25 protein-coding genes are annotated in these 24,474 nt (G+C 32.6%); 10 read left to right on the forward strand and 15 right to left on the reverse strand.

Going from position 1 to position 24,474, the window contains the following annotated elements; translation table 11 throughout:
- Together B4J88_RS03915 and smpB are read right to left on the reverse strand one after the other, a co-directional pair.
- Window positions 1-1,503: an OmpA family protein gene (locus B4J88_RS03915; RefSeq protein WP_291066473.1), complete on the reverse strand. Its 1,503-nt coding sequence runs from the start codon at window positions 1,501-1,503 to the stop codon at window positions 1-3.
- Between the two features lie 66 nt (window positions 1,504-1,569).
- On the reverse strand, window positions 1,570-2,022 hold the full coding sequence (gene smpB, locus B4J88_RS03920) for an SsrA-binding protein SmpB (RefSeq protein ID WP_038332657.1): 453 nt from the start codon (window positions 2,020-2,022) through the stop codon (window positions 1,570-1,572).
- Window positions 2,023-2,088: 66 nt separating this feature from the next.
- Between smpB and B4J88_RS03925 the strand changes: the two genes are divergently transcribed.
- The 5 genes from B4J88_RS03925 to B4J88_RS03945 all read left to right on the forward strand — a co-directional run bounded on the left by B4J88_RS03925 (window position 2,089) and on the right by B4J88_RS03945 (window position 8,282).
- Complete coding sequence (locus B4J88_RS03925) at window positions 2,089-3,711, forward strand: ABC-F family ATP-binding cassette domain-containing protein (RefSeq protein WP_115002136.1); 1,623 nt, start codon at window positions 2,089-2,091, stop codon at window positions 3,709-3,711.
- 96 nt (window positions 3,712-3,807) lie between these two features.
- Window positions 3,808-4,566 carry a sensor histidine kinase gene (locus tag B4J88_RS03930; protein WP_038332654.1) on the forward strand — a complete coding sequence of 253 codons (759 nt, stop codon included), beginning with the start codon at window positions 3,808-3,810 and terminating at the stop codon, window positions 4,564-4,566.
- A 31-nt stretch (window positions 4,567-4,597) separates the two neighbouring features.
- Window positions 4,598-5,257 carry a LytR/AlgR family response regulator transcription factor gene (locus B4J88_RS03935; protein ID WP_244957972.1) on the forward strand — a complete coding sequence of 220 codons (660 nt, stop codon included), beginning with the start codon at window positions 4,598-4,600 and terminating at the stop codon, window positions 5,255-5,257.
- A gap of 98 nt (window positions 5,258-5,355) precedes the next feature.
- Window positions 5,356-7,632, forward strand: coding sequence for a cation:proton antiporter (locus B4J88_RS03940; RefSeq protein WP_291066478.1), 2,277 nt, complete (start codon window positions 5,356-5,358; stop codon window positions 7,630-7,632).
- 110 nt (window positions 7,633-7,742) lie between these two features.
- Window positions 7,743-8,282, forward strand: a complete 540-nt coding sequence (locus B4J88_RS03945; RefSeq protein ID WP_280035481.1) for a DUF922 domain-containing protein — start codon at window positions 7,743-7,745, stop codon at window positions 8,280-8,282.
- A gap of 79 nt (window positions 8,283-8,361) precedes the next feature.
- Here the strand turns inward: B4J88_RS03945 and gyrB are convergent, their stop codons facing one another.
- From gyrB to B4J88_RS03960, 3 genes are all read right to left on the reverse strand, one after another.
- A complete protein-coding gene (gene gyrB, locus B4J88_RS03950; protein WP_125349786.1) occupies window positions 8,362-10,305 on the reverse strand; it encodes a DNA topoisomerase (ATP-hydrolyzing) subunit B in 1,944 nt (647 codons plus the stop codon).
- 187 nt (window positions 10,306-10,492) lie between these two features.
- Entirely contained in the window at window positions 10,493-11,119 is a 627-nt protein-coding gene (gene rsmG / locus B4J88_RS03955; protein ID WP_125349806.1) for a 16S rRNA (guanine(527)-N(7))-methyltransferase RsmG, read from the reverse strand.
- A 6-nt stretch (window positions 11,120-11,125) separates the two neighbouring features.
- Complete coding sequence (locus B4J88_RS03960; protein ID WP_038332644.1) at window positions 11,126-11,572, reverse strand: GAF domain-containing protein; 447 nt, start codon at window positions 11,570-11,572, stop codon at window positions 11,126-11,128.
- A 95-nt stretch (window positions 11,573-11,667) separates the two neighbouring features.
- Here B4J88_RS03960 and xrtF point away from each other — a divergent pair, with 95 nt between their 5' ends.
- Window positions 11,668-12,210 carry an exosortase family protein XrtF gene (gene xrtF / locus B4J88_RS03965; protein ID WP_221854516.1) on the forward strand — a complete coding sequence of 181 codons (543 nt, stop codon included), beginning with the start codon at window positions 11,668-11,670 and terminating at the stop codon, window positions 12,208-12,210.
- Window positions 12,200-12,646: an exosortase F system-associated membrane protein gene (locus tag B4J88_RS03970; RefSeq protein WP_125349788.1), complete on the forward strand. Its 447-nt coding sequence runs from the start codon at window positions 12,200-12,202 to the stop codon at window positions 12,644-12,646. The genes xrtF and B4J88_RS03970 overlap by 11 nt, the downstream gene beginning before the upstream one ends.
- Before the next feature lie 14 nt (window positions 12,647-12,660).
- Here B4J88_RS03970 and B4J88_RS03975 read toward each other — a convergent pair whose 3' ends face one another.
- From B4J88_RS03975 to B4J88_RS03990, 4 genes are read right to left on the reverse strand one after another with little or no spacing between them, the layout of a single operon-like run.
- Window positions 12,661-13,197, reverse strand: a complete 537-nt coding sequence (locus B4J88_RS03975; protein ID WP_291066480.1) for a hypothetical protein — start codon at window positions 13,195-13,197, stop codon at window positions 12,661-12,663.
- Window positions 13,198-13,199: 2 nt separating this feature from the next.
- Complete coding sequence (locus B4J88_RS03980; RefSeq protein ID WP_219034412.1) at window positions 13,200-13,514, reverse strand: hypothetical protein; 315 nt, start codon at window positions 13,512-13,514, stop codon at window positions 13,200-13,202.
- Window positions 13,515-13,526: 12 nt separating this feature from the next.
- On the reverse strand, window positions 13,527-14,276 hold the full coding sequence (gene rlmB / locus B4J88_RS03985) for a 23S rRNA (guanosine(2251)-2'-O)-methyltransferase RlmB (protein ID WP_219034413.1): 750 nt from the start codon (window positions 14,274-14,276) through the stop codon (window positions 13,527-13,529).
- A 28-nt stretch (window positions 14,277-14,304) separates the two neighbouring features.
- On the reverse strand, window positions 14,305-14,568 hold the full coding sequence (locus B4J88_RS03990; protein ID WP_221854513.1) for a hypothetical protein: 264 nt from the start codon (window positions 14,566-14,568) through the stop codon (window positions 14,305-14,307).
- A gap of 43 nt (window positions 14,569-14,611) precedes the next feature.
- Between B4J88_RS03990 and B4J88_RS03995 the strand changes: the two genes are divergently transcribed.
- The 3 genes from B4J88_RS03995 (at window position 14,612) to B4J88_RS04005 (ending at window position 18,586) form a co-directional block, all read left to right on the forward strand.
- The gene (locus B4J88_RS03995) at window positions 14,612-15,406 is read left to right on the forward strand and encodes a thymidylate synthase (RefSeq protein ID WP_180905207.1); all 795 of its coding nucleotides are present in this window, start codon (window positions 14,612-14,614) and stop codon (window positions 15,404-15,406) included.
- Between the two features lie 89 nt (window positions 15,407-15,495).
- On the forward strand, window positions 15,496-18,030 hold the full coding sequence (locus B4J88_RS04000; protein ID WP_286495522.1) for a M1 family metallopeptidase: 2,535 nt from the start codon (window positions 15,496-15,498) through the stop codon (window positions 18,028-18,030).
- Between the two features lie 67 nt (window positions 18,031-18,097).
- Window positions 18,098-18,586, forward strand: coding sequence for a dihydrofolate reductase (locus tag B4J88_RS04005; protein ID WP_115001867.1), 489 nt, complete (start codon window positions 18,098-18,100; stop codon window positions 18,584-18,586).
- 59 nt (window positions 18,587-18,645) lie between these two features.
- On the opposite strand, the gene B4J88_RS04010 is transcribed toward B4J88_RS04005, so the two are convergent.
- The 6 genes from B4J88_RS04010 to B4J88_RS04035 all read right to left on the reverse strand — a co-directional run bounded on the left by B4J88_RS04010 (window position 18,646) and on the right by B4J88_RS04035 (window position 24,341).
- On the reverse strand, window positions 18,646-19,980 hold the full coding sequence (locus B4J88_RS04010) for an MFS transporter (RefSeq protein WP_180905208.1): 1,335 nt from the start codon (window positions 19,978-19,980) through the stop codon (window positions 18,646-18,648).
- Window positions 19,981-19,998: 18 nt separating this feature from the next.
- Window positions 19,999-20,631, reverse strand: coding sequence for a bifunctional nuclease family protein (locus B4J88_RS04015; RefSeq protein WP_115001870.1), 633 nt, complete (start codon window positions 20,629-20,631; stop codon window positions 19,999-20,001).
- Between the two features lie 108 nt (window positions 20,632-20,739).
- Window positions 20,740-21,696, reverse strand: coding sequence for an electron transfer flavoprotein subunit alpha/FixB family protein (locus B4J88_RS04020; protein ID WP_115001872.1), 957 nt, complete (start codon window positions 21,694-21,696; stop codon window positions 20,740-20,742).
- Between the two features lie 26 nt (window positions 21,697-21,722).
- On the reverse strand, window positions 21,723-22,469 hold the full coding sequence (locus tag B4J88_RS04025) for an electron transfer flavoprotein subunit beta/FixA family protein (protein ID WP_115001874.1): 747 nt from the start codon (window positions 22,467-22,469) through the stop codon (window positions 21,723-21,725).
- A gap of 68 nt (window positions 22,470-22,537) precedes the next feature.
- A complete protein-coding gene (gene tatC / locus B4J88_RS04030) occupies window positions 22,538-23,371 on the reverse strand; it encodes a twin-arginine translocase subunit TatC (protein ID WP_115001876.1) in 834 nt (277 codons plus the stop codon).
- A gap of 4 nt (window positions 23,372-23,375) precedes the next feature.
- Window positions 23,376-24,341 (reverse strand): KpsF/GutQ family sugar-phosphate isomerase, encoded by a 966-nt coding sequence (locus B4J88_RS04035; RefSeq protein ID WP_125349795.1) that lies wholly within the window; start codon window positions 24,339-24,341, stop codon window positions 23,376-23,378.
- Between the last annotated feature and the right edge of the window lie 133 nt (window positions 24,342-24,474).

The raw sequence follows: 24,474 nt of genomic DNA on the forward strand, positions 1-24,474 counted from the left end.
TTATTTCTTTTTTGTAGCTGTTTTTTTGATAACTTTTGTTTCAGTTACTACAGCTGTTCTAGGTAATACCTCAACACGTCTGTTTCTTTGGTAACACTCTTCAGTGTTTTCAGTACATAACAATTGAGATTTTCCTAAACCACGAGCAGTTAAACGAGCTTTATCCACTCCACCTCTTTCAACTAAAATATTAACTAACGCTTGAGCACGTTTTAAAGATAATGTTTTGTTATAAGCGTCTTTACCTCTTTGGTCAGCATGTCCGTCAATGTAGAAGCTTTTTTCTTTTAAATCATCAGAATTTAAAATTTGAGCAGCTACACGTACATCTTCGTAAGAAGAAGGAACAATTTTATCAGAGTTGTATTCGAATAAAATATTAGATAAACGTTTTGCTACGTGAACTTCTGTCCATGGACATCCATTATTTTCTTTTGGTCCTTTTACTGTTGGACAAGCATCATCTTTATCTGGAACACCATCACCATCTGTATCTGGACAACCTTGGAATTCAGCTAAACCAAATTCTGTTGGACAAGCATCATCTTTATCAAAGATTCCATCACCATCTGTATCTGGCCAAGGACATCCATTATTTTCTACTGGACCTGCAACTGTAGGACAAGCATCATCTTTATCTGGAACACCATCACCATCTGTATCTGGACAACCTTGGAATTCAGCTAAACCAAATTCTGTTGGACAAGCATCATCTTTATCAAAGATTCCATCACCATCTGTATCTGGACATCCGTTTGTAGATGGATCATTTGTAGCGATACCTGGAGTATCTGGACATGCATCTTCGTCATCAGGAATACCATCACCATCTCTATCTTGTTTTCCGAAACGGAAAGTAACACCTACTGTGTGTTGGAAGAAATCGAAATAATTGTTTCCTCCGTAAGCTGGTAACCAGTTGTAATCAGAAGCAACGTTTAAACCAAAGTTTTTAGTAAACCATAAGTTAAATCCAGCACCTAAAGAAGCTACAAAGTGATTTTTCTCTAAATCTTCAACTTCTGTTAATTGGTAAGTTTCATTACCATCACCATTACCATAGTAAGCTGTTAATGGAAATTGTAATCCTGTGTAGTCGTATCTGTGGTAACCAGCACCTACACGGATATATGGATCAAACCAAGAATCTTCTTTTAAGATATAACCATTAGCTAACTTATAACGTAAACCTAAACCAGCATTGATGAATAATTCATCTTTGATACGTAATCTGTTGTTATCAACTTCACCTACTGAAGCAGTTAAATCAACATCAAAAGATCTGTTTAAGTTACGGATGATAGATAATTTAGATAAAGGAGGAACGATATCCCAATTATCTGTTTTGAAATACTGGTTGAATGGTCCAGTGATCGAGTTGTGATCAACTGCGTGAGCACCAACTGTAATTGCCCAAGGATTCTTAGAATTCTGAGCATCTACAAAAGAATTACCCGCTAGGAATAATACTACTGCAGATAATAATAGATTAAACTTTTTCATTATCAAATATTTAGCGTTTTAAATATATTAAATTTTACTTAATTTTTATACAATTATAAGACAAATTTAAGAATTCTTTATCATTCTATCCAAATCTCTTTTCAAATCTTTTCCTTTTATTGTGTTTCTTTTGTCAAAAAGTTTCTTCCCTTTTGCCAAATATATCTTCAATTTTGCCAACCCTTTATTGTTTATAAACAGCGTGGTTGCTACAATTGTCAATCCTGTCTCTTTCGTTTTGCGTTCCAATTTTCGCAACTCAGATTTTTGTAATAAAAGTTTTCTGTCTCGTCTCGTTTTATGATTAAAGTATGTTCCCCAATCATATTCGTCAATAAACATATTAACAATATAGAGTTCTCCATCCTTCATTTGACAAAAACTTTCGGTAATCGAAGCTTTTCCCATTCGGATAGATTTTATTTCAGTCCCAAATAATTGGATGCCGGCTTCGTAAGAATCTAATAATTCATACTCAAACCTTGCACGTTTATTCTTAATCGTAACTTCTTTCTGCACTTTATTTTATTCCAATTAAAATTTGTAACTTTGCCGGAAGGTCAAACAAACATCATACCAAAAATTATGTTAAATGTTTCTAATTTATCGCTTCAATTCGGCAAGCGTGTACTTTTCGACGAAGTTAATATAAAATTTACAAATGGCAACTGTTACGGGATAATTGGTGCCAATGGAGCAGGAAAATCTACTTTCTTAAAAATATTATCAGGTGAAATCGATCCAACTTCAGGACAAGTTAGTCTTGAAAAAGGAAAACGTATGTCTGTTTTAGAACAGAATCACTTCAAATATGACGAATATACAGTATTGGATACTGTTTTACGTGGAAATAAAGTATTATACGATATTAAAGAACGTATGGATGCTTTATATGCTAAACCAGATTTTTCTGAAGAAGATGGTATCAAAGCAGGAGAATTAGGTGTCGTTTATGAAGAAATGAACGGATGGAATGCAGAATCTGATGCTGCTACATTATTATCGAATGTAGGAATTGATTCGGATATGCATTATTCATTAATGGGAGATTTAGATAATAAAGCGAAAGTTCGTATTTTGATTGCTCAAGCTTTATTTGGAAATCCTGACGTGTTAATCTTAGATGAGCCTACCAACGAATTGGACGTTAATACAATTCAATGGTTAGAGGATTTCTTAGGTAATTTCGAGAATACTGTAATCGTTGTATCGCACGACCGTCACTTCTTAGACGCAGTTTGTACGCATATTTGTGATTTAGATTTCTCTAAATTAAACCTATATTCTGGTAACTACACATTCTGGTACGAGTCTTCTCAGTTAGCTGCAAAACAACGTGCGCAACAAAACAAAAAAGCAGAAGAAAAGAAAAAGGAATTACAAGATTTCATTGCTCGTTTCTCTTCTAACGTTGCTAAAGCAAAACAAACGACTTCTCGTAAAAAAATGATCGAGAAATTAAATATCGAAGATATCAAACCTTCTTCTCGTCGATATCCAGCACTTATCTGGGAACAATCGCGTGAGGCTGGTGATCAAATCTTAGAAGTAAACAATTTATCTGCTTCTGTAGATGGAGAAGTTTTATTTAAAGATGCGAACATCAACTTGAAAAAAGGTGATAAAATTGGTATTTTCTCTCGTAACTCGAAAGCAGTTTCTCAATTTTTCGAAATTCTTTCAGGAAAAGCTCAGCCAGATTCTGGAGATTTTACTTGGGGAATTACAACAACACAAGCGTATTTACCTTTAGATAATACAGATTTCTTCAAAGAAGATATCAACTTGGTTGATTGGTTACGTCAATATACAGAATCAGACGATGAACGTCACGAAGAATTTATGCGTGGTTTCTTAGGGAAAATGTTATTCTCTGGAGACGAAGCTCTTAAAAAATCTTCTGTTTTATCAGGAGGTGAAAAAATGCGTTGTATGTTCTCTCGCATGATGTTATTACGTGCAAACGTATTATTGTTAGACGAGCCAACAGGTCACTTAGACTTAGAATCGATTACAGCATTGAATAATTCTTTGGTTAATTTCAAAGGAACAATTTTAATGGGTTCTCATGACCACGAATTGATTCAAACAACTTGTAACCGTATTATCGAGTTAACTCCAAACGGAATCATCGATCGTTATATGACGTATGATGAATTCTTAGATGATCCAAAAGTAAAAGAATTAAAAGCAAAATATTACGCTTAATAATTTCTTTCACCATATTTCTAAAAATCCAGAAGGTTCTACTTTCTGGATTTTTTTATTCATAAATTATTCTATCTTTGAGTTAGAATTTTTCGCATGATTCAACTTCCTACCATATTACTTTATCTCATTATTGCATTGATTATTTTTCTAATCATTATGATTACATATTTAATCCATTCATTAAAATCTGAGAAAAAAATAAGTCATGAGCAAACGCAACGTTTAGACAATTTATCTACAAAAGTTGATGAGTTAAAATTGGAGTCATACGAAGCTAAACTGAATCCTCATTTATTCAAAAACATACTTAATTCTATTCAGTCAAATGCTTATCAAACCTATTATACGATTGATAAATTGGCAAATGTGTTGGATTATATTTTGTACGAAAGCAAAGACAATTTTGTGACGATAAAAGATGAAATAGATTTCACTAAAAACTTTATTGAAATTAATAAAGTAAAAGTTTCGCCTTTGTTTGATTTTCAAGTTAAAACGAAAATTGATGAAACTTCACCTTATTATCAAGAAAAAATTATTTTACCTTTATTAAGTATTGATTTTATTGAAAATGCTTTCAAACATACCGACTTTCAACAAGCCAATTCATTTATAAAAATTTTGCTTGAACTGAATAATAAATCATTTCAAATTCAGGTAATGAATAAAATTTCACCAAAAAATAGTTTAAAAAAAGAAACTGGCGGACATGGAAGTCAATCCTTAGAACATCGCTTGAAAATGGTTTACGACGACGATTTTTCACTTTCTAAAACTATTGAACAGGATATTTTTGTAGCCAACTTAAAAATAAATCTACATGAGTTTTACACTAAAATGCATACTAATTGACGACGAAATTCTTGGGTTAAAATACCTGAAAATGTTGTGTGAACAAATGGAGGACATAGAAGTTGTGAAAGCTTATGTTGATCCTGAATTATTCATTAACGAAATTGAAAACTTAGATTTTGACTTTTGTATTTTAGACATCGAAATGCCTAAAATAAATGGTTTACAAATCGCTAATTTATTAAAAGAAAAACCGTTTATTTTTTCCACTGCTTATAAGGGATATGCTGTTGATGCTTTTGATTTAGATGCGACAGATTATATTCAAAAACCAATCAAAAAAGAGCGTTTACAACAAGCTGTTGACAAAGTAAAAAAACGTTTGCAAAATAGTTTTTCGACGCCAAATAATTTTGTACAATTAAATTCGGATAAAGGAAAAATTTTGTTGCAGTTTAATCAAATTTTGTACATTACAACTTCTACCGTTGACAGCCGTGATAAAGTGGTTTATTATCAAGATTTATCATTCTTGATTTTGAAAAATATCACACTCGATGCATTATCAGAAATGTTACCCGAAAAAGATTTTGTTCGTATCAATAAACGAGAAATAATCAGCTTACATCACATCAAATATTTCCACTCAGACAACGTTACTTTAGATGTTTTATCAAAAGAAAATAAAGAAATTAATTTGGTGTTAAGTGAAGTTTACAAAGCTAATTTTATTGCTCAAATTTCAATTTGATTACAAAAAAAATCCATTTCATTACATTTTACTCAAGTTTAAAAAATATTGATATTTTTCTGTAAATTAATTTCTGACTTTTGTTGAAAATTAACGCCATGAAAAAATCGACAAGAAATTCTATTTTTTATATAATAACCATTCTACTTTGTTCAATCATGATGTATTTTATTGTGATTAAAGCAGAAGAAATGGAAGCTGGAAAACATGTTGTTCATGCTGCAAATGGAAGCAATTACTTCAATGATTTCATCAACAGTATTACACACAATATTGGACACCCTCTTGCTATTTTATTAGCACAAATTGTGACCATTATATTTACCGCAAGAGTTTTTGGATGGATTTTTAATAAAATTGGACAACCAACTGTAATTGGAGAAATTATTGCAGGTATTTTCCTTGGTCCTTCTTTTATAGGAATGCATTTCCCAGAATTTTTCGGAGATCTTTTTCCAAAAGAATCGTTAGGAAACTTAGAATTTATCAGTCAAATCGGTTTGATTCTATTCATGTATGTTATCGGAATGGAATTAGACCTGAAAGTGCTAAAGAAAAATGCACAAGACGCGATTGTTATTAGCCACGCAAGTATCATTATTCCATTTACACTTGGTTTAGCTTTAGCTGGATTAATTTACATGGAATTCGCGCCAGAAGGAATTAATTTTCTATCATTCGCCCTGTTTATCGGAATTTCGATGAGTATTACAGCCTTTCCGGTTTTGGCACGAATTGTACAAGAACGCGGAATTAGCAAAACACGTTTAGGTTCTATTGTAATTACTTGTGCTGCTGCCGACGATATCACAGCTTGGTGTTTATTAGCTGCGGTTATCGCCATTGTAAAAGCTGGTTCATTCATCAGTTCTATCTATGTGATTTTACTGGCAATTGTTTACGTTATCGCGATGGTTCGTTTCGTTCGTCCTTTCCTAAAGAGAATTGCAGACGTACATTCGAGCAAAACAACGCTTACAAAACCTATCATTGGAATCTTTTTCTTGGTCTTAATTATTTCTTCATACTTAAGTGAAATCATAGGAATTCATGCATTATTTGGAGCTTTTTTAGCTGGAACAATTATGCCTGAAAATGTGAAATTTAGAAATTTATTCATCGAAAAAATAGAAGATGTTTCATTGGTTTTATTACTTCCGCTGTTCTTTGTTTTTACAGGTTTAAGAACACAAATTGGATTATTAGATAGTCCACATTTATGGCAAACTGCGGGAATGATTATTTTGGTAGCTGTAACAGGAAAATTTGTTGGAAGTGCAGTAGCCGCTAAATTTGTTGGACAAAACTGGAGAGACAGTTTGACCATTGGTGCCTTAATGAATACACGAGGTTTGATGGAATTAGTCGTGCTAAACATTGGATATGATTTAGGAGTTTTAACACCAGAAGTTTTCGCTATGATGGTGATAATGGCTTTGGTCACAACTTTTATGACAGGTCCAGCTTTGGATTTAATCAATTGGATTTTCCGCAAACAAAAAACAGAAAATGAACTTTCTGAAATTAGTCAAAGTCAGAAATATAAAATTTTAATTGATTTTCAAACACCTGAAAAAGGTGCTGAATTGTTACGAATAGCTAATAGCTTTATCAAAAAACAAGACGAAAACTCACTTGTTTCGGCAATTCATGTGATGAAAAGTAGCGAAGTGCAACATTTCAATCTTGAAGATAGAGAAGCAGAAATTTTCGAACCGATTATTGAGGTTTCCAAAGAATTACATCAAGATGTAACGACAATGTTCAAAGTTTCTACAGATATGGTTTTTGAGACAATTGATATTGCACAAAAAGGTGATTACGATTTAATGTTGATGGGTGTTAGAAATTCTATTTATTCGGGTTCGTTATTAGGAAATATTTTAGGATTTACGACAAAAATTATCGATCCAGATATTTTGATTGGTCAAGTTACTGGAAAAGAAAACATGTTTGATCATTCAATTTTCAACGAAAGAACGAAACAATTATTGAACAAATCAACAGTTCCTGTTGGAATTGTTTTGGACAAAAATTTTACTAAAGCGGAGAAAGTTTTTCTTCCTCTTTTTGGAAATAAAGATGCCGATTTACTGAAATATGCACAACGTTTAATATCAAATAGCGAATCTCAAATTATTATTGTAGACGTAAGCGGTTACACGAAACGTCATTCAGAAGTAAAAGAAATTATTCGTAGTATCGAAAATATTGCTCCAAATCATATTAGTCTTTCGTACAAACAACAATTGGATAAAGAGTTTTTGGATGAAATGGATTTGATGATGATTAGTATGGAAAGCTGGAAAAACCTTATCGAAACGAAAAGCATTTGGATTTCCAATGTACCAACCACTTTGATTATTTCTGAGTAGAGGAAAATTAATTATATTAGTGGTTTTTAATGATAGATTTAGATTAAATATTTTTTTTAATTTTAGTTGTACAAAAAAATAAAATCTACAATTTAATAAACCTAAAAAAAATGTATAAAATTTTATTACTTAAACTTACTTTAATTATTTCAACAATCTGTTTTGGTCAAAAAATAATTGTTAATAACCAAGAGTATACAGGAAGATTGACTTGGGATGATTTCAAAGGGAAAATTGACAATAACTCTTCTTTTACAGCTTACACTTCTTATAAGTTTCGTACAAAAATAGAAAGTGTAAAAACTGAAGGGGATTCAATTACCATCAATGGTTTTGAAATTATCTTAGAATTAGATCAAACTAAATCGTGGGCAAAAATGAATAAAGTCACAGACAATCTATTGATTCATGAGCAAGGACATTTTGACATAGGAATTTTAACTATTAAAGAAATATTAAAAAAGTATAAAACAACAAAATTTACTACGAGTAATTTCAATATAACTCTTCAAAATTTAATTAAAGAAGTTTCAAAAAAATATAATGATATGGCAATTAAATATGATAAAGAAACAAACCATTCTGCAAATGTAGTTCAGCAACAAAAATGGAACATTTTCTTTTCTAAACAGTTATCTATATACGATTAATCTTTAATAAGAGTTTAAACAAAAAAAATCCGTTCAATAGTTTTGAACGGATTTTTTTTATCTTAATTAGAATAAACTCTTAAACATCAATTTTTGCATAGTGTGCATTTTTCTCGATAAACTCACGACGAGGCGGTACATCATCACCCATCAACATAGAGAACACGCGATCTGCTTCTGTCGCATTATCAATTGTTACTTTACGCAACGTTCTGTGCTCTGGATTAAGAGTTGTATCCCATAATTGCTCTGCGTTCATTTCCCCAAGACCTTTGTATCGTTGAATTGTAACTCCTTTACCAGAACCATCTGTAGAGAATTCGGCAGTTAAACGCTCACGATCTTTTTCGTCCCAAGCATATTCTGCTTTCGCTCCTTTTTTAATTAAATATAAAGGTGGCGTTGCAATATAAATATGTCCTTGCTCAATCAATTCTTTCATGTAACGGAAGAAGAATGTCAAAATTAATGTCGCGATGTGAGAACCGTCGACATCAGCATCGGTCATAATCACAACTTTATGATAACGCAATTTCGAAATATTAAGCGCTTTCGAATCTTCTTCAGTTCCAATTGTTACACCTAAAGCTGTATATATATTTTTAATCTCTTCGTTATCCAAAACTTTGTGCGCCATCGCTTTTTCAACATTTAAGATTTTACCACGTAATGGTAAAATTGCTTGAAAATGACGATCACGACCTTGTTTTGCCGTTCCTCCGGCAGAATCTCCCTCGACTAAGAATAACTCAGACTCTTCTGGTTTACGAGAAGAACAATCCGCTAATTTTCCTGGCAATCCACTTCCTCCCATTGGGTTTTTGCGTTGTACCATTTCACGAGCTTTCTTCGCTGCTTGACGAGCTTTTGCTGCTAAAATTACTTTATCAACAATTTGTTTTGCTTCTGTTGGATTCTCTTCTAAGAAATTCGTTAACATTTCTGCTACGATTTTATCAACCGCAGGAGAAACTTCAGAGTTTCCTAATTTCGTTTTCGTTTGTCCTTCAAATTGAGGCTCCATTACTTTTACCGAAATAACTGCTGTTAATCCTTCACGGAAATCATCTCCAACGATTTCAACTTTTTCTTTTGCAAGATTAAAGTTTTCTTCGGCATATTTTTTCAATGTACGTGTCAATGCACGACGGAAACCAGATAAATGTGTTCCACCTTCGTGTGTATTGATGTTATTTACATACGAATGTACATTTTCGTTATACGATGTATTGTATCGCATTGCAACCTCAACTGGAATTCCATCACGTTCACCTTCCATGAAGATTACTTTATCCATGATAGATTCGCGGCTACCGTCGATAAACTCAACAAATTCTTTTAATCCTTCTTCAGAATGAAAAGTTTCTGTTACAGGATTTCCATCAGCATCTTTCTCGCGTTCGTCAACCAATACAATATTGATTCCTTTGTTCAAGAAAGCTAACTCACGCAAACGATTTGCTAAAGTAGAATAGTTATATGTTTGTACTTCTTGGAAAATTGTATCATCTGGCGTAAAAGTTACTGTTGTACCACTTTTATCAGTCGTTCCAACTTCTTTTACATCATACAAAGGTTTCCCTTTCGAATATTCCTGAATATATTGTTTTCCATTCTTGAAAACCTCTGCCGATAAATGGTTAGAAAGTGCATTAACACACGAAACTCCAACACCGTGCAAACCTCCAGAAACTTTGTACGTATCTTTATCAAACTTACCTCCTGCACCAATTTTCGTCATTACAACTTCTAATGCAGATTTTCCTTCTTTTTTATGTAAGTCGACAGGAATACCACGTCCGTTATCTTCTACACGAATCGAGTTTCCTTCTAAAATTGTTACCTTGATTGTATCACAGTATCCTGCTAAAGCTTCATCAATAGAGTTATCAACAACCTCGTAAACTAAGTGGTGTAATCCTCTAACTCCGACGTCACCAATGTACATCGATGGACGAAGACGTACGTGCTCCATTCCTTCTAACGCTTGGATATTATCCGCCGTATATGTGTTATTACTCATAATATGTCTCTAACTTTTTAAAACAAACAAATATAGTGAATTTTGACGAGAAAACCTCTTAAAAAGAACTTAAAGTATTGGATAAAATAACGTTTTAAGCATCATTTTTTGGATTAATTCAATAATTGTTAAAATAAAAAACCGAAATCAAATTGATTTCGGTTTTCTGATCTATAATTTCTATAAATTAAATATCTTTCTTTTCTAAATAAACGACTTTTTTCGTTTCGAAAAAATCTTCGTCAAAAAAGTTTTGAATATCAAATAAAACTGCATTTGGAAAACCTGCTAATTCTTCTGTCAAATCACCTCCTTTTAAATATAATAAACCATTTGGAAAAGGATTAATCGCTTCTTTTTTAAATTTTCCTCGAATCCATTCTGCGAATCTTGGCATTGCTGTCACCGCACGAGAAACCACAAAATCGTATTTATCTGTTAATTCTTCGGCACGTTTTTGTTCTGCTTTTACGTTCGTCAAACCTAAACCGTCAGCCACACCTTTTACAACCTTGATTTTTTTTCCGATAGAATCTACCAAATGAAACTGAACATTCGGAAACAAAATTGCCAACGGAATTCCTGGTAAACCACCTCCAGTTCCTACATCCAGAACAGAAGAACCATCTGCAAATTCCATCACTTTTGCAATCGCTAAAGAATGTAAAATATGGTTCGTATAAATTTCATCAATATCTTTTCGAGAAACAACATTGATTTGATCGTTCCATTCTTTGTACAAATCACCAACTTTCGAAAATTGTTCGATTTGTTTTTCCGTTAAATCAGGAAAATATTTTAAAATTAAATCAATCATTGCTTAAATAATTTCTGAAACTCGCTGACAAACGTAATCTAACAACTTTGTATCGTCTTCTGTAAACGGATTAATTTTATGCGAATCGATATCAATTTGACCAATATTTTCTCCATTTTTGAAAATTGGAACAACAATTTCAGCTTTCGTTTCTATTGAACAAGCCAAATAATTATCTTGTGCATAAACGTCTGGCACAACAAAAGTTTCGTTAGATTCTGCCACTTGCCCACAAATTCCTTTACCATAAGGAATTATTGTATGATCGGTAGCTGCACCAACATAAGGTCCAAGTTTTAGTTCATTTTTATCTCCATTCTTGAAATAAAATCCCACCCAATTATAGTATTCAACTTCGTCACTCAACAATTGACAAATCTTTTGTAATCTATCTTCCGTAGAAATTGCGCTATCAATTATGACATCCACGCGTTTATGTAAATCTTGCATTTTGTTACTTCTAAAAAAGCAAATTTATTGATTAATCATAACTTAATCAAAAGTTGACGTTTTTCATTTATATTTGTTCAAGATTTTTTAACCAAATGAAAGAATTTAAACCTTTATTGTTATTCCTTGCACGTTTTTTAGGAACTTACATTATTTTAAGTTTAGCTTATAAATTGTATTTGGATCAATATTTACCGCACAATAACCCTGATCCGTTTACAAAATTAACGTCAGATGTAACAGCTTTTGGCTTGAACAAATGTGGTTTTTTTACTTTTTCTAATATTGCAGAAAATCAGCCTTGGATGCGTTTGGTAATGGACGGACAAGTGGCGTCTATTGTAAATGAAGGTTGTAATGCGATTTCTATTTTGATAATTTTCATAGCGTTTATCGTTGCTTTTTACACGAATTTCAAACAAACTTTTTTGTTTATTTTGTCTGGTTTAGCAATTCTTTTTGTGATGAATATTTCGAGAATTATGTTGTTAAATTATATTTTTAGATACCACGCAGAATATGGTAAAATGGCGCACGATTATCTATTCCCTGCAATTATTTATGGTTCAATCGTGATTCTTTGGATTGTTTGGATCAAATTTTTTGTAACAAAATACAATAAGCAAAATGCTAAATAAATATTTACGTTATGCAATTGCAGTTTTACTTGTTTTTGGATTAATATTAGTCCGAAAATTTGAAGATATTTTATTTTATGATCCTTTCTTAGAATACTTTCATTTTGTTGGACATTCAAAATTTCCTGAAATTGATTTACCAAAATTAAACGCAAGTCTGATGGTTCGCTATCTAATTAATACATTATTAACGGTATTAATTGTTTGGTTTATTTTCTGGAAAAAAAGTTACGTTAAATTCTCTATCATTATTATGATTATCGGATTAATCGTTCTTTTACCAATCTATAATTATTTGATTTCAACACATTTTTCATCAGGCGAAATGGTTTTATTTTATGTGAGAAGATTTCTCATTCAGCCCATGTTTTTATTAATTTTAGTTCCTTGTTTTTATTACCAAGAAATACAACATAAAAAAACGGTCGAAAATTAATTTTCGACCGTTTTTTATTTTTTATTTTGACTTTGAAAAATATCTTCCAAAAATTTTATTTTTTCTTCTTCAGACATCGGTTTTTCTCCATTATCATTTAAAGTAATCCCTGTTAATTTATTATTACGAACCGAAAATAATAAATATGAATTTAAATCTATATTTCCTTTTACTTTCTCCTTAAATATTCTCCAAATTATATAATTAGAGTTTCTCTTTAATTCTGATACTAATACTTTTTCTCCGGTTTTCCAATAATCAGTCTCCCATTTATAATATTTCTCTAAAAGTTCACTTTCAGACAAACCTGTTTCATAAAATTCATATTTTTCTGGTTTCGCTACGACAATCATTAAGCTAACATCGGTTTTCTTATTAACAAAATGATATTGTCTTGAACTTTTAAGTTGTCCTTTATGTTCCCATTTTCCAGGGAATTCAAAATATTCTTCATTAATGATATAATGAGAAACTTTTTGAGCATTAACAAAATTTGAAAAAAATAATATTACAAAAAGAAATGTAATTTTTAAAAAACTATTTGCTTTCATAATTACAATCCCGATTCTTCTTTTTCTTGTTGCGCATCTAACTTTGCTTGCTCTTTTGCAGCTGCTTCTTGTGCTTTTTGTTCTGCAACTTTACGTTTTTCTTCGTTTGCAATTTCTGCATTCGCTTTGTTCACTGCTTTGTATTTGTACAACCAACCTAAGAATCCACCAAGTATAAATCCAACTCCAGCACCTCCTGTTATTCCGACTAAAAATTCTTTGTCCGCAAATAATCTTGAGATATCTAAATTTGTAAAATAGTACATTGCAACGCTAATCGCAATCAACAAAAATCCAATAAAAGTAGAATAGGTCATCGTTATATGTTTTTAAAATAAATCTTGTAACATTCTTTGGCGAACAGCTTCGTACAAAATCGCTCCAGCCGCAACCGAAACATTCAGTGAAGCAGTTTGTCCAGCCATAGGCAATTTAATAATTTTATCCGAAATTTTAATAATAGAATCCGAAACTCCATCTTCCTCACTTCCCATCACAATAGCTGCAGGAACAGAGAAATCTGCATCATAAATAAATTCTGCTGATTTTTCAGAAGCACTAAAAATTGAGATTCCAGCCGATTGTAAATATTTAATAACATTCACTAAATTTCCTTCTTTACAAACCGGAATATTGTACAACGCTCCTGTCGAAGTTTTGATCGCATCTGCATTTACAGAAGCCGAACCTTTTGCTGGAATAATAATTGCATCAACACCAACACATTCTGCTGTACGAGCGATTGCACCAAAATTACGAACATCAGAAACACGATCTAAAATCAAGATAAAAGGTGTTTTTCCTTGTTCCCAAATTTGAGGTAATACATTTTCGATTGAATCAAATTCGATTGGCGAAATAAATGCATAGACTCCTTGGTGATTTTTTCCTGTAAAACGATTTAGTTTTTCTACAGGTACATAACTTACAGGAATTTCATATTCAGTGATTAATTTTCTCAATTCAGAAAAAATTTCACCTTGTAAACCTTTTTGAATAAAAATTTTGTCGATTGTTTTCCCTGCTTCAATCGCTTCTATTACTGGTCTTAAACCAAAAATTCCCGCTTCGTTTTTCATAAGTGCAAAGATAAAAAATTATACGTAACTATTTACCTATCCTTCTCTTCAATTGTTGTAAATAATTTGGAAAGCTCATATACAACATGCAACCAATAACAATTAGCGAAATCATTGAGATTAAATTTAGTTTGATATGAACAATTTTTGACACAAAAACAACCACCAAAACAACATTAAATAAAGTTTGGAAATAAAAATGTTGCGCAATTTTTCGTCCAAAATCTGATTTGCTATACGAAGCAAAAAACATAAAAAGCACTAAAATTGTAAAAATTAAACTAATTTTCATTCTAAAAAAAATCACTAAATTTGAAAGGTTAAATATACTCAAAATGCAACAATATCACGATTTATGTAAAAAGGTTTTAGCAGAAGGCGCTTTTAAAGAAGACAGAACGGGAACAGGAACTAAAAGTATTTTTGGTTACCAAATGCGTTTCGATTTGTCGAAAGGTTTCCCTTTGGTGACGACTAAAAAATTACATTTAAAATCGATTATCTACGAATTGTTGTGGTTTTTGAAAGGTGATACGAATATCAAATATTTAACAGATAATGGTGTAAGAATATGGAACGAATGGGCTGACGAAAATGGTGATTTAGGTCCTATTTATGGTCATCAATGGCGTTCATGGGGGAAACCAAATGGAGAAGTTGTTGACCAAATTAAAGTTGCGATTGATCAAATAAAAAATAATCCTGATTCACGTAGAATTATAGTTTCTGCTTGGAATGTTGGAGAATTAGATCAAATGGCTTTAGCTCCATGTCATGCATTTTTTCAGTTTTATGTGAATGATGGAAAATTATCGTTGCAATTGTATCAACGTAGTGCAGATATTTTCTTAGGTGTTCCATTCAATATTGCGTCATATGCGTTATTACAAATGATGGTTGCACAAGTTTGTGATTTAGAAGTCGGCGATTTTGTGCATACTTTTGGAGATGCACATATTTACAAAAATCATTTTGAACAAGTTGAACTACAATTAACACGCGAACCTTTTCCTCTTCCAACAATGAAAATCAATCCGAATGTAAAGGATATTTTTGATTTTACATACGAAGATTTCGAATTAGAAAATTATCAAGCTCATCCTCACATCAAAGGAATTGTAGCAGTTTAATCATAAAAAAACACTTAAAGTCTCCAAATTGGAGGCTTTTTTTGTAACTTTTCGAGAAAATTATCAACCAATAGAAATAAATTTTTACGATGAAAAAACGAATCCTTTGGCTTTCATCAGCCTTTATTATATCAAGTCTTACTTATGCGCAAGTAATGACGCCACCGCCGAGTTATAACGAAAACCAAACGAACAAATTAGATATTTATCGTGCAGAAGCAGAACGAATTAATAATCTTGTTCATACCAAATTGGATCTTAAATTTGATTATGCAAAAGAGCACGTTTTAGGTGAAGCTTGGGTAACATTGAAACCACATTTCTATGCTACAAACAAAGTTACATTAGACGCAAAAGCAATGTTGATTAGCGAAGTCGCTTTGGTAAATGGTGCTACAAAAAAAAAATTAAATTATAAATACGATGATTTACAATTAGTCATCGATTTGGATAAAGAATACAAAAAAGATCAAGAATATACACTTTACATCAAGTATACAGCGCGTCCAAACGAAGTAAAACAAGAAGGAAGTGCGGCCATAAACGATGCAAAAGGTGTTTATTTTATCAATGCAAAAGGTGAACGACCAAATTATCCAACTCAAATTTGGACACAAGGCGAAACTGAATCTTCTTCTTGTTGGTTCCCGACAATTGATAAAACGAATCAAAAAACTTCACAAGAAATCACGTTAACATATCCTGATAAATATGTTTCATTATCAAATGGAACAATGAAATCTTCGAAGAAAAATTCGGACGGAACAAAAACTGATTATTGGAAATTTGATAAAAAACATGCGCCATATTTATTCTTTTTCGGGATTGGAGATTACGCAGTCATCAATGATAAATGGAAAAATATCAATGTTGATTATTACGTAGAACCAGAATATAAAGATGTTGCAAAGCAAATTTTTGGTAATACACCAGAAATGATTCAGTTCTTTTCTGATAGATTAAACTATCCTTATCCTTGGGATAAATATGCACAAATGACGGCTCGCGAATATGTTTCTGGAGCTATGGAAAATACAACAGCTTCTTTATTTCATGATGGTGTTCAGCAAAAAGCTGGTCAATTAGTCGATGAAAACACTGCTGAATATGTTATTGCGCACGAATTATTTCACCATTGGTTTGGAGATTTAGTTACGGCTGAAAGTTGGGGAAATTTAACAGTGAATGAATCGTTTGCTAATTATTCTGAATATTTATGGTTTGAATATAAATACGGAAAAGAGAAAGCGGATGAGCATCGTTACAACGAAATGTTTGGTTATAAACAAGGCGATGGACCAACGAAAAATTTGGTTCGAGTTCATTACAATTCTCGCGAAGACATGTTTGATGGTGTTTCGTACAACAAAGGTGGAATTATCTTACATATGTTGAGAAACTTCTTAGGAGATGATGCTTTCTTCAAAGGTTTGAACAAATATTTGAAAGATAATGAATACGGAAAAGCTGAATCTACTCAATTACGATTGGCTTTGGAAGAAGTTTCTGGTCGTGACTTAAATTGGTTTTTCAATCAATGGTATTACGAAAATGGTCATCCAAAATTAACAGTTGTTTCAGATTATTCTTCAGCAAATAAAAAAATAAAAGTTGTTGTTCGTCAAGATGCTTCAAAATTATTTGAATTTCCTTTTGCGATTGATATTGTCGAAAATGGAAAAACAACGCGTCAACAAGTTTGGGTTCCAAAACAAGCCGAAACTGTTTTCGAATTTGCAGCAAACCAAAAACCTGATGTCGTTATTCCAAATGCGGATCAAGTTTTATTAGCAGATATCGACGATAAAAAACCTGTTGAAGATTTTATTGCGCAATACAAAGCTGGAAAAGGAAATTACACGACACGTTTATTAGCGATTGAAGCAATGGCAAATGCGCAAGCAACTAATCCAAAAGCGGCTGATGCCTTGGTTAATGCTTTAGATGATTCATTTGATGGATTAAGAATTTATGCGATTCATAAATTGGACACAAAATCAAAAACGATTGTTGATAAAGCTTCATCAAAATTAAAACAATTGGCTTCTAATGATCCTAAAACATTGGTTCAAGCGGCTGCTTTAAGTGCTTTGAATGATGCCAATATTTATGATGTAGCAATTTTCGAGAAAGCTTCAAAAAGCCCTTCATTTAGTGTTCAAGGAGCCTCGTTAACTGGAATCTTAAAAAATAATCCTTCAAAAATTAATGATTTAACAACTAATCTTGATAATGAAGTGATTAAAGGTTCACCAGATTTAGCAATGGCATTAGTTCCGACTTGGATCAAAAATAATCAATTGGATAAAGCTGCTTTAATTTCGGAATCTGCTGCGATGTATGAATTCGTAAAATTCCAAGATCCAGAAAAAGGAAAAATTGCTGAACAAGCTTTCAATTGGATTATGAACAATGACACACCAGATGCAACGGCTGAAATTGCTAAAACATATTCGCGTTATTATCCATATTTGAAAGAACAAAATCCACAAGCAGGACAAGCTGTGAAAATGATGGCTGAAAAAGCATTGCAAGTAAAAACGAATGCTGCAAAAACAATTAAATCAGCAACTATTGCAAAACAAGTGGAGCAATTACAAGATGCTATAAATAAAATGAAATAATTCACTAAAATTATTATATTTGTTAAGCTATCCTTGCAAGAGGATAGCTTTTTTTACCTTATAACTTATGATAAACATTGTAGTAGCAAAAGCAAGCAACAACGTAATTGGTGCAAAAAATGATTTGATTTGGCATTTACCAAATGATCTGAAACATTTCAAAAGTATAACTTCTGGGCATCCTATTATTATGGGACGAAAAACGTTCGAATCATTGGGTAGACCTTTACCAAATCGTACCAATATTGTTGTGACAAGAGATCAGAATTGGAATACAGAAGGTATCGAAATTGCGTCTTCTTTACCAAAAGCAATAGAAGTTGCGAAAAAAATTGACGATGATATTTACATTATCGGTGGTGGAAATATTTACAAACAAGCGATGGAATTTACTGATATTTTGTACATCACAGAAGTTCATCACGAATTTGATGGAGACACTTATTTCCCAGAAATAGACTTGGACGAATGGGAAGAAGTAGAACGAGAAGATTTCAAAAAAGATGAAAAACATCCATATGCTTACTCGTTTGTGACGTATAAAAGAATAGATTAGAAACTTTCGTGCATAAAAAAAGCAAGAATTTTGATTCTTGCTTTTATATTTTTTACACCTTAATGTTTTACATCTTGTACTTCGTCTGGATTGTGTTTGTATTTGAACACAATTGCGAACAATACCGTAACAACTAATGCGTAGCCTGCGAAAATAAACCAAGAATGTCTCCATCCTTCTAGCTGCAATGTCAAATCAGTTTGACTATACACTAAATGATTCACGATGTATTGTGCAATTAACATTCCGATTGTTGCTCCAAAACCATTGGTCATCATCATAAAAACTCCTTGTGCAGAAGAACGAATTTCTTCGTTTGTTTCTTTGTCTACATACAACGAACCTGATACATTGAAAAAATCGAAAGCGATTCCGTAAACAATCATTGATAAGATAAACATCCAAACGCCAGATCCTGGATCTCCTAATCCAAATAATCCGAAACGTAAGACCCAACCTACCATTGCCATCAACATCACGATTTTGATTCCGAATCGTTTTAGCACGAAAGGAATTAATAAAATACACAATGTTTCAGAAACTTGAGACAACGAAATTAAAGCATTTGCATTACTTGCTCCCCACGTATTGGCATAATCTGGAATATCCTTAAACGTTGTGATAAATGGATTTGCATATCCATTCGTAATTTGCAAAGAAACGCCTAAAAGCATCGAAAAGATAAAGAAAATTGCCATTTTTCTATCTTTGAATAATGCAAAAGCTTTTAAACCAAATGCATCAGAAATAGATTGTTTTTCAGAACTTTTATTAACTGGACAATTAGGTAGTAAGAAACTGTATAAAAACAATATAACTCCTAAAAACCCAGATACAAAGAACTGATAATAATTGGATTGAAAACTTACGAATGTTGGATCACTTGAAAAGTTAAATCCAAAAACACCATCTTTAAATCCAGAGAAATTAACAAATAACATCGCTACAATAAAACCAACTGTTCCAAACGTTCTGATTGGAGGAAAGGATTTGATTGTGTCTAAATTATTTTGTTTTAAAATTGTGTAGGCTGTTGAGTTAGAAAGGGCGATTGTTGGCATAAAGAACGCCACACTAACCGAATAAAGTGCGAAGATTGTTGTAAAATCTACATCGTTTCCAGCTGTCATTCCGTAATAACCTGCTGCAAACATAAAAATCGCAGCTAATAAATGATTCAATCCCAACAAACGTTGTACAGGAATCCATCTATCCGCTACAATACCCATTATTGCGGGCATAAAAATCGACACAATACCTTGCATCGCGTAAAAAAGACCAATTTTTGGACCTAAGCCAACTGATCCTAAGTAATTTCCCATAGAGGTTAGGTATGCTCCCCATACCGCAAACTCAAGGAAACTCATGATTGTAAGTCTAAGCTTTACAGACATAATTATTTGAAATAGTTATTAGTTTCCCATGTTATCGATTTGATCACGAAGGCGAGCTGCCAATTCATAATCTTCATTCTTCACAGCTTTTTCCATCTCAGTTTCAAGTTCAGATTTTGTCCAACCTTCATATTCGTTGATATCAGACAAATCATTTTCCAAACCAGCCAAGATATCCAAATCATCTTCGAAGTTATTTGCTGCGCGACGTATATTTTCTTCTTCTTCAATAACGTCCAAATGAATTCCAGCTTTTTCTACAACATTATCATAGGCATAGATAGGTGCATTGAAACGAACAGCCAACGCAATTGCATCAGAAGTTCTCGAATCAATTTCGGCACGTTGTCCATCATTATTTACAAAAATAATATTCGAATAGAAAACGCCATCTTCTAATTTATAAATATAAATAGAATCAACATTCAATTGAAATTCTTTTCCTAATGAAATAAACAAATCGTGTGTTAATGGACGAGGTGGATTAATATCTTTCTCTAAAGCTAATGCGATTGATTGTGCCTCAAAGCTCCCAATAATAATTGGCAACTTTCTTCCTCCTACATTTTCCTCTAGAATCAACGCATATGCGCCAGTCTGAGTTTGACTGTAAGATATTCCTTTAATATTTAATCTAATTAAATTGTCCATTTGGGCGTAAATCTATGAAAAACTGATGAATATTTAATCTTTTTTTAATGAATAAAAAAAATCCGAACCACCTAAATGATTCGGATTGAATTTATAAGCTTAAAATGATTAAGCTTGACCTTTATATTTTTTTAACTCTTCAGTTAATTTAGGAACAATCTCAAAAGCATCTCCTACGATTCCGTAATCAGCCGCTTTAAAGAAAGGCGCTTCTGGATCATTGTTGATGACAACAATTGTTTTAGATCCATTAACTCCAGCTAAGTGCTGAATAGCTCCTGAAATACCAACTGCGATATATAAATTTGGCGCAATTGCTTTTCCTGTTTGTCCTACGTGCTCAGCATGCGGTCTCCAACCAATATCAGCAACTGGTTTAGATGATGCTGTAGCAGCTCCTAAAACTTTTGCTAAATCTTCGATCATTCCCCAGTTTTCAGGACCTTTCATTCCACGACCTGCAGAAACAACAATATCCGCTTCTTTCAAATCGATTTTATCAGAAGAAGCCATTTCTGTTGAAACAACTTTTACTTTTGCATCTGCATCAGAAACTGATACTGAAGCTGATTCTTCTGAACCTGAAACTGCATTTTCTTTTGCTCCGAATGCGTTTTGTAGAACTGTAACTACAACTTTTCCTGAAACTGCAACAGTTTCTACTCCTTTTCCAGAGAATGCTTTACGTGCAACTGTGAATGGAGAAACTGCTGTTGGAGATTTTTCTACATTTGTTACTAAAGATGCTCCTGTTTTGTATGCTAAAACTGGTGCTATAGTCGCTCCTTCGTTTGTTGATGGTAAAACCACAACATCTCCTTGAGCAACTTCAGCCAAAGCTTTTGCGTAAGAATTTGCATCAAATTTTGCTAAAGCTGCATTATCAACTTTAACTACTTTAGATGCTCCATATTTATATAATTCGTCAGCAGTAGCATTTCCAAAAACGATTGCTGTAACAGTATCTCCAGCAACATCAGCTGTAGCTTTTGCGTAAGAAACTGCTTCTAATCCTGCTTTTTTATATTTTCCGTCGTGTGACTCTGCGTATACAAAAATTGCCATTTTTTAATTTCTTTTTAGGTGAATAATTAGATTACTTTAGCTTCTTCGTGTAATAATCTTACCAATTCTGCTACATTGTCTTTGTCGATTAATGTTACATTACCTCTTTCAGCAGGTTTTACATAACCAACAACTTCAACTTTAGTTTCTGTCGCTTCTGGTGCAACAACTGCGATTTGTTTTGTACGCGCTTGCATAATTCCACGCATATTAGGAATTCTTAATGCAGCCTCGTCAACCAATCCTTTTTGTCCTGCGATAACAGCTGGTAAAGTAACTTCTACAGTTTCTTTTCCTCCGTCAATTTCACGAACAGCTTTTGCAGAAGAACCTTCTACATCAAGACCGATACATCCGTTTACAAAACCATAATCTAACATTGCAGCAACTAATCCTGGTACAGAACCTCCATTATAATCAATTGATTCTTTTCCTGTCAATACTAAATCAAAACCACCATCTTTAGCAGCTTTTGCGATTTGTGTAGCAACAAAGAAATCATCGCGAGCATCAGCATCAATACGAATTCCATCATTCGCACCAATCGCTAAAGCTTTACGCATAACTGGATCTACAGTTGCATCTCCAACAGTTAAAATTGTAACAGTAGCTCCTTGTTTTTCTTGTAACTCTACTGCTTTATTTAAACTAAATTCGTCGTGCGGGTTAATAACGAACTGAACACCATTTTTATCAAATGATTTTCCGTCAGCTGTGAAGTTGATTTTTGCTGTAGTATCTGGTACACTACTAATACAAACTAATATCTTCATAATTTTGTGTTTACTTTTTCTTTTATGTAAAAATAACTAATTTATTTTATTATGCAAGCATAACATTGTTAATTCTTTACTAAGTCGTTACTTTTCGCTTTCAATTGTTTTTTATAAACTGAATTTGAAACCAATACACTTAGTTCGTACAATAACCAAAGAGGAATTGTAACTAAAATCATACTGTACACATCGTTTGGTGTAATTGCAGCTGCAATCACTAATACAACAATAAATGCGTGTTTACGGTATTCTTTCAAAAATTTTGGTGTTAAGATTCCAATACTCGTTAAGAAGTAAACGAAAACAGGCATCAAAAACATAACTCCCATCGATAATAATAATTGAACAAATAAATCGATATAACTTGGCAACGTCCATGTATTTCCTACACCAAAAGGATCGTAAGTGAATAAAAATTGTGTACACAATGGTAGCAACATATAGTAACTAAATAAGACTCCTGTTACAAAGAAAAACGAAACAGCGAAAATGGTAAATCCTGCATATTTTCGTTCAGCTTCTTTTAATGCTGGTTTTACAAATCGCCAAATTTCAAAAATAATATAAGGAATTGCGATAATTACACCACACACAATTACTGCAAAAAATTGTGAAGTGATCTGTCCTGATGGATTAAGATTGGTCAATTCTTTCGAAATATCAAATGATTCGGTATAAATTTTTCCGAAACCTGTTAATTCACCAAATTGATTAAAAATATCAAACGTTGGAAAAGTTGATTTTAATGGAGCCATAATCACATGTTCCACCAATTCGTCCCAATAAATAGCGACTGCAATAGATGTAATCACAATTGATAAAATAGAACGAACCAAATGTCCTCTCAACTCACCAATATGAGCCAAAAATGACATACTCGATTTTGTATTATCTGCCATACGCTTATTCGATTCCTTCGTTTAAAATTGAGTGAATATCCAAAATTCCATAATAATGATTTTCTTCATCAACCACCACCAATTGTCCAATACTGTTGTGACGAAGAATCGCTAAAGCTTCTCTTGCTTTTTCAGCTTTTTTGATTGTTTTCGGATTCATTGAAGCAATATCTTTCGCAGTTAAATGTGCAAAAGTTTCATTATTTAATAACATTCGGCGCAAATCTCCATCTGTTATCACACCAACAATTTTATCATTATCAATCACAACTGTAATTCCATGACGACCTGATGTTAATGAATTAATGACTTCTGTAATCGAAGAATCTGGATGCACAGAAGGTTTTCTTTCTGGATCAACAATATTTTCTACTGTCCACAATAATCGTTTTCCTAAAGCTCCACCTGGATGATATTTTGCAAAATCGTTTTGTGTAAACGCTCTCAATTTCATCAAAGCTACCGCCAATGCATCACCCATTACCAATTGAGCCGTTGTAGAAGTTGTTGGTGCCAAATTTACGGGACAAGCTTCTTTATCAATATTAACATCCAAAACAATGTCTGAATTTTTTGCTAATTCTGATTTCAAATTTGATGTTAAACCAATCAAAACTGATGCATATTGTTTAAGAATCGGAGCCAAATATGTAATCTCTGGCGTATTTCCACTTTTCGAAATACAAATCACCACATCTTCTGGTCGTACAAGACCCAAATCGCCATGAATAGCTTCCGTCGCATGTAAAAATTGACTTGGAGTTCCGGTAGAATTTAAGGTTGCTACAATTTTATTTGCAATGTGTGCACTCTTTCCTACTCCAACAACTACCAACTTTCCTTTCGTGTTATATATCGCATTTACCGCATCAACAAAAGACTCGCTAATACGAGAAGCTATTGCTTCCAGCGCTTGAATTTCTTCTCGAAATACCCCTTGCGCTATTTGTATTAATTCTGAATTTTCCACAATAAAATTTCTATTGTCTATTTTTAAAATTTTTCGTACTTTTACTCTCCTTTTTTATTTACACTCAATTATATATAAATCATATAAAATTTATGTGTATATTTAAGAGTTATCAAATATAGGAACTATTTAA

The organism is Empedobacter sp. UBA5036 (assembly GCF_002415215.1).
GTDB classification, from domain to species: Bacteria; Bacteroidota; Bacteroidia; order Flavobacteriales; family Weeksellaceae; genus Empedobacter; species Empedobacter falsenii_B.

Coding starts and splice junctions, on each gene's coding strand:
- B4J88_RS04015 (WP_115001870.1), bottom strand. CDS start 20,631: ATGGACAATTTAATTAGATTAAATATTAAAGGAATATCTTACAGTCAA.
- rlmB (WP_219034413.1), bottom strand. CDS start 14,276: ATGAAAAACGAAGCGGGAATTTTTGGTTTAAGACCAGTAATAGAAGCG.
- B4J88_RS03925 (WP_115002136.1), top strand. CDS start 2,089: ATGTTAAATGTTTCTAATTTATCGCTTCAATTCGGCAAGCGTGTACTT.
- B4J88_RS04010 (WP_180905208.1), bottom strand. CDS start 19,980: ATGTCTGTAAAGCTTAGACTTACAATCATGAGTTTCCTTGAGTTTGCG.
- B4J88_RS03915 (WP_291066473.1), bottom strand. CDS start 1,503: ATGAAAAAGTTTAATCTATTATTATCTGCAGTAGTATTATTCCTAGCG.
- B4J88_RS03970 (WP_125349788.1), top strand. CDS start 12,200: ATGCTAAATAAATATTTACGTTATGCAATTGCAGTTTTACTTGTTTTT.
- B4J88_RS03990 (WP_221854513.1), bottom strand. CDS start 14,568: ATGAAAATTAGTTTAATTTTTACAATTTTAGTGCTTTTTATGTTTTTT.
- B4J88_RS03995 (WP_180905207.1), top strand. CDS start 14,612: ATGCAACAATATCACGATTTATGTAAAAAGGTTTTAGCAGAAGGCGCT.
- B4J88_RS03960 (WP_038332644.1), bottom strand. CDS start 11,572: ATGCAAGATTTACATAAACGCGTGGATGTCATAATTGATAGCGCAATT.
- B4J88_RS03935 (WP_244957972.1), top strand. CDS start 4,598: ATGTTGTGTGAACAAATGGAGGACATAGAAGTTGTGAAAGCTTATGTT.
- B4J88_RS04005 (WP_115001867.1), top strand. CDS start 18,098: ATGATAAACATTGTAGTAGCAAAAGCAAGCAACAACGTAATTGGTGCA.
- B4J88_RS03975 (WP_291066480.1), bottom strand. CDS start 13,197: ATGAAAGCAAATAGTTTTTTAAAAATTACATTTCTTTTTGTAATATTA.
- gyrB (WP_125349786.1), bottom strand. CDS start 10,305: ATGAGTAATAACACATATACGGCGGATAATATCCAAGCGTTAGAAGGA.
- B4J88_RS04000 (WP_286495522.1), top strand. CDS start 15,496: ATGAAAAAACGAATCCTTTGGCTTTCATCAGCCTTTATTATATCAAGT.
- B4J88_RS04025 (WP_115001874.1), bottom strand. CDS start 22,469: ATGAAGATATTAGTTTGTATTAGTAGTGTACCAGATACTACAGCAAAA.
- B4J88_RS03930 (WP_038332654.1), top strand. CDS start 3,808: ATGATTCAACTTCCTACCATATTACTTTATCTCATTATTGCATTGATT.
- B4J88_RS03980 (WP_219034412.1), bottom strand. CDS start 13,514: ATGACCTATTCTACTTTTATTGGATTTTTGTTGATTGCGATTAGCGTT.
- tatC (WP_115001876.1), bottom strand. CDS start 23,371: ATGGCAGATAATACAAAATCGAGTATGTCATTTTTGGCTCATATTGGT.
- B4J88_RS03945 (WP_280035481.1), top strand. CDS start 7,743: ATGTATAAAATTTTATTACTTAAACTTACTTTAATTATTTCAACAATC.
- B4J88_RS03940 (WP_291066478.1), top strand. CDS start 5,356: ATGAAAAAATCGACAAGAAATTCTATTTTTTATATAATAACCATTCTA.
- xrtF (WP_221854516.1), top strand. CDS start 11,668: ATGAAAGAATTTAAACCTTTATTGTTATTCCTTGCACGTTTTTTAGGA.
- B4J88_RS04020 (WP_115001872.1), bottom strand. CDS start 21,696: ATGGCAATTTTTGTATACGCAGAGTCACACGACGGAAAATATAAAAAA.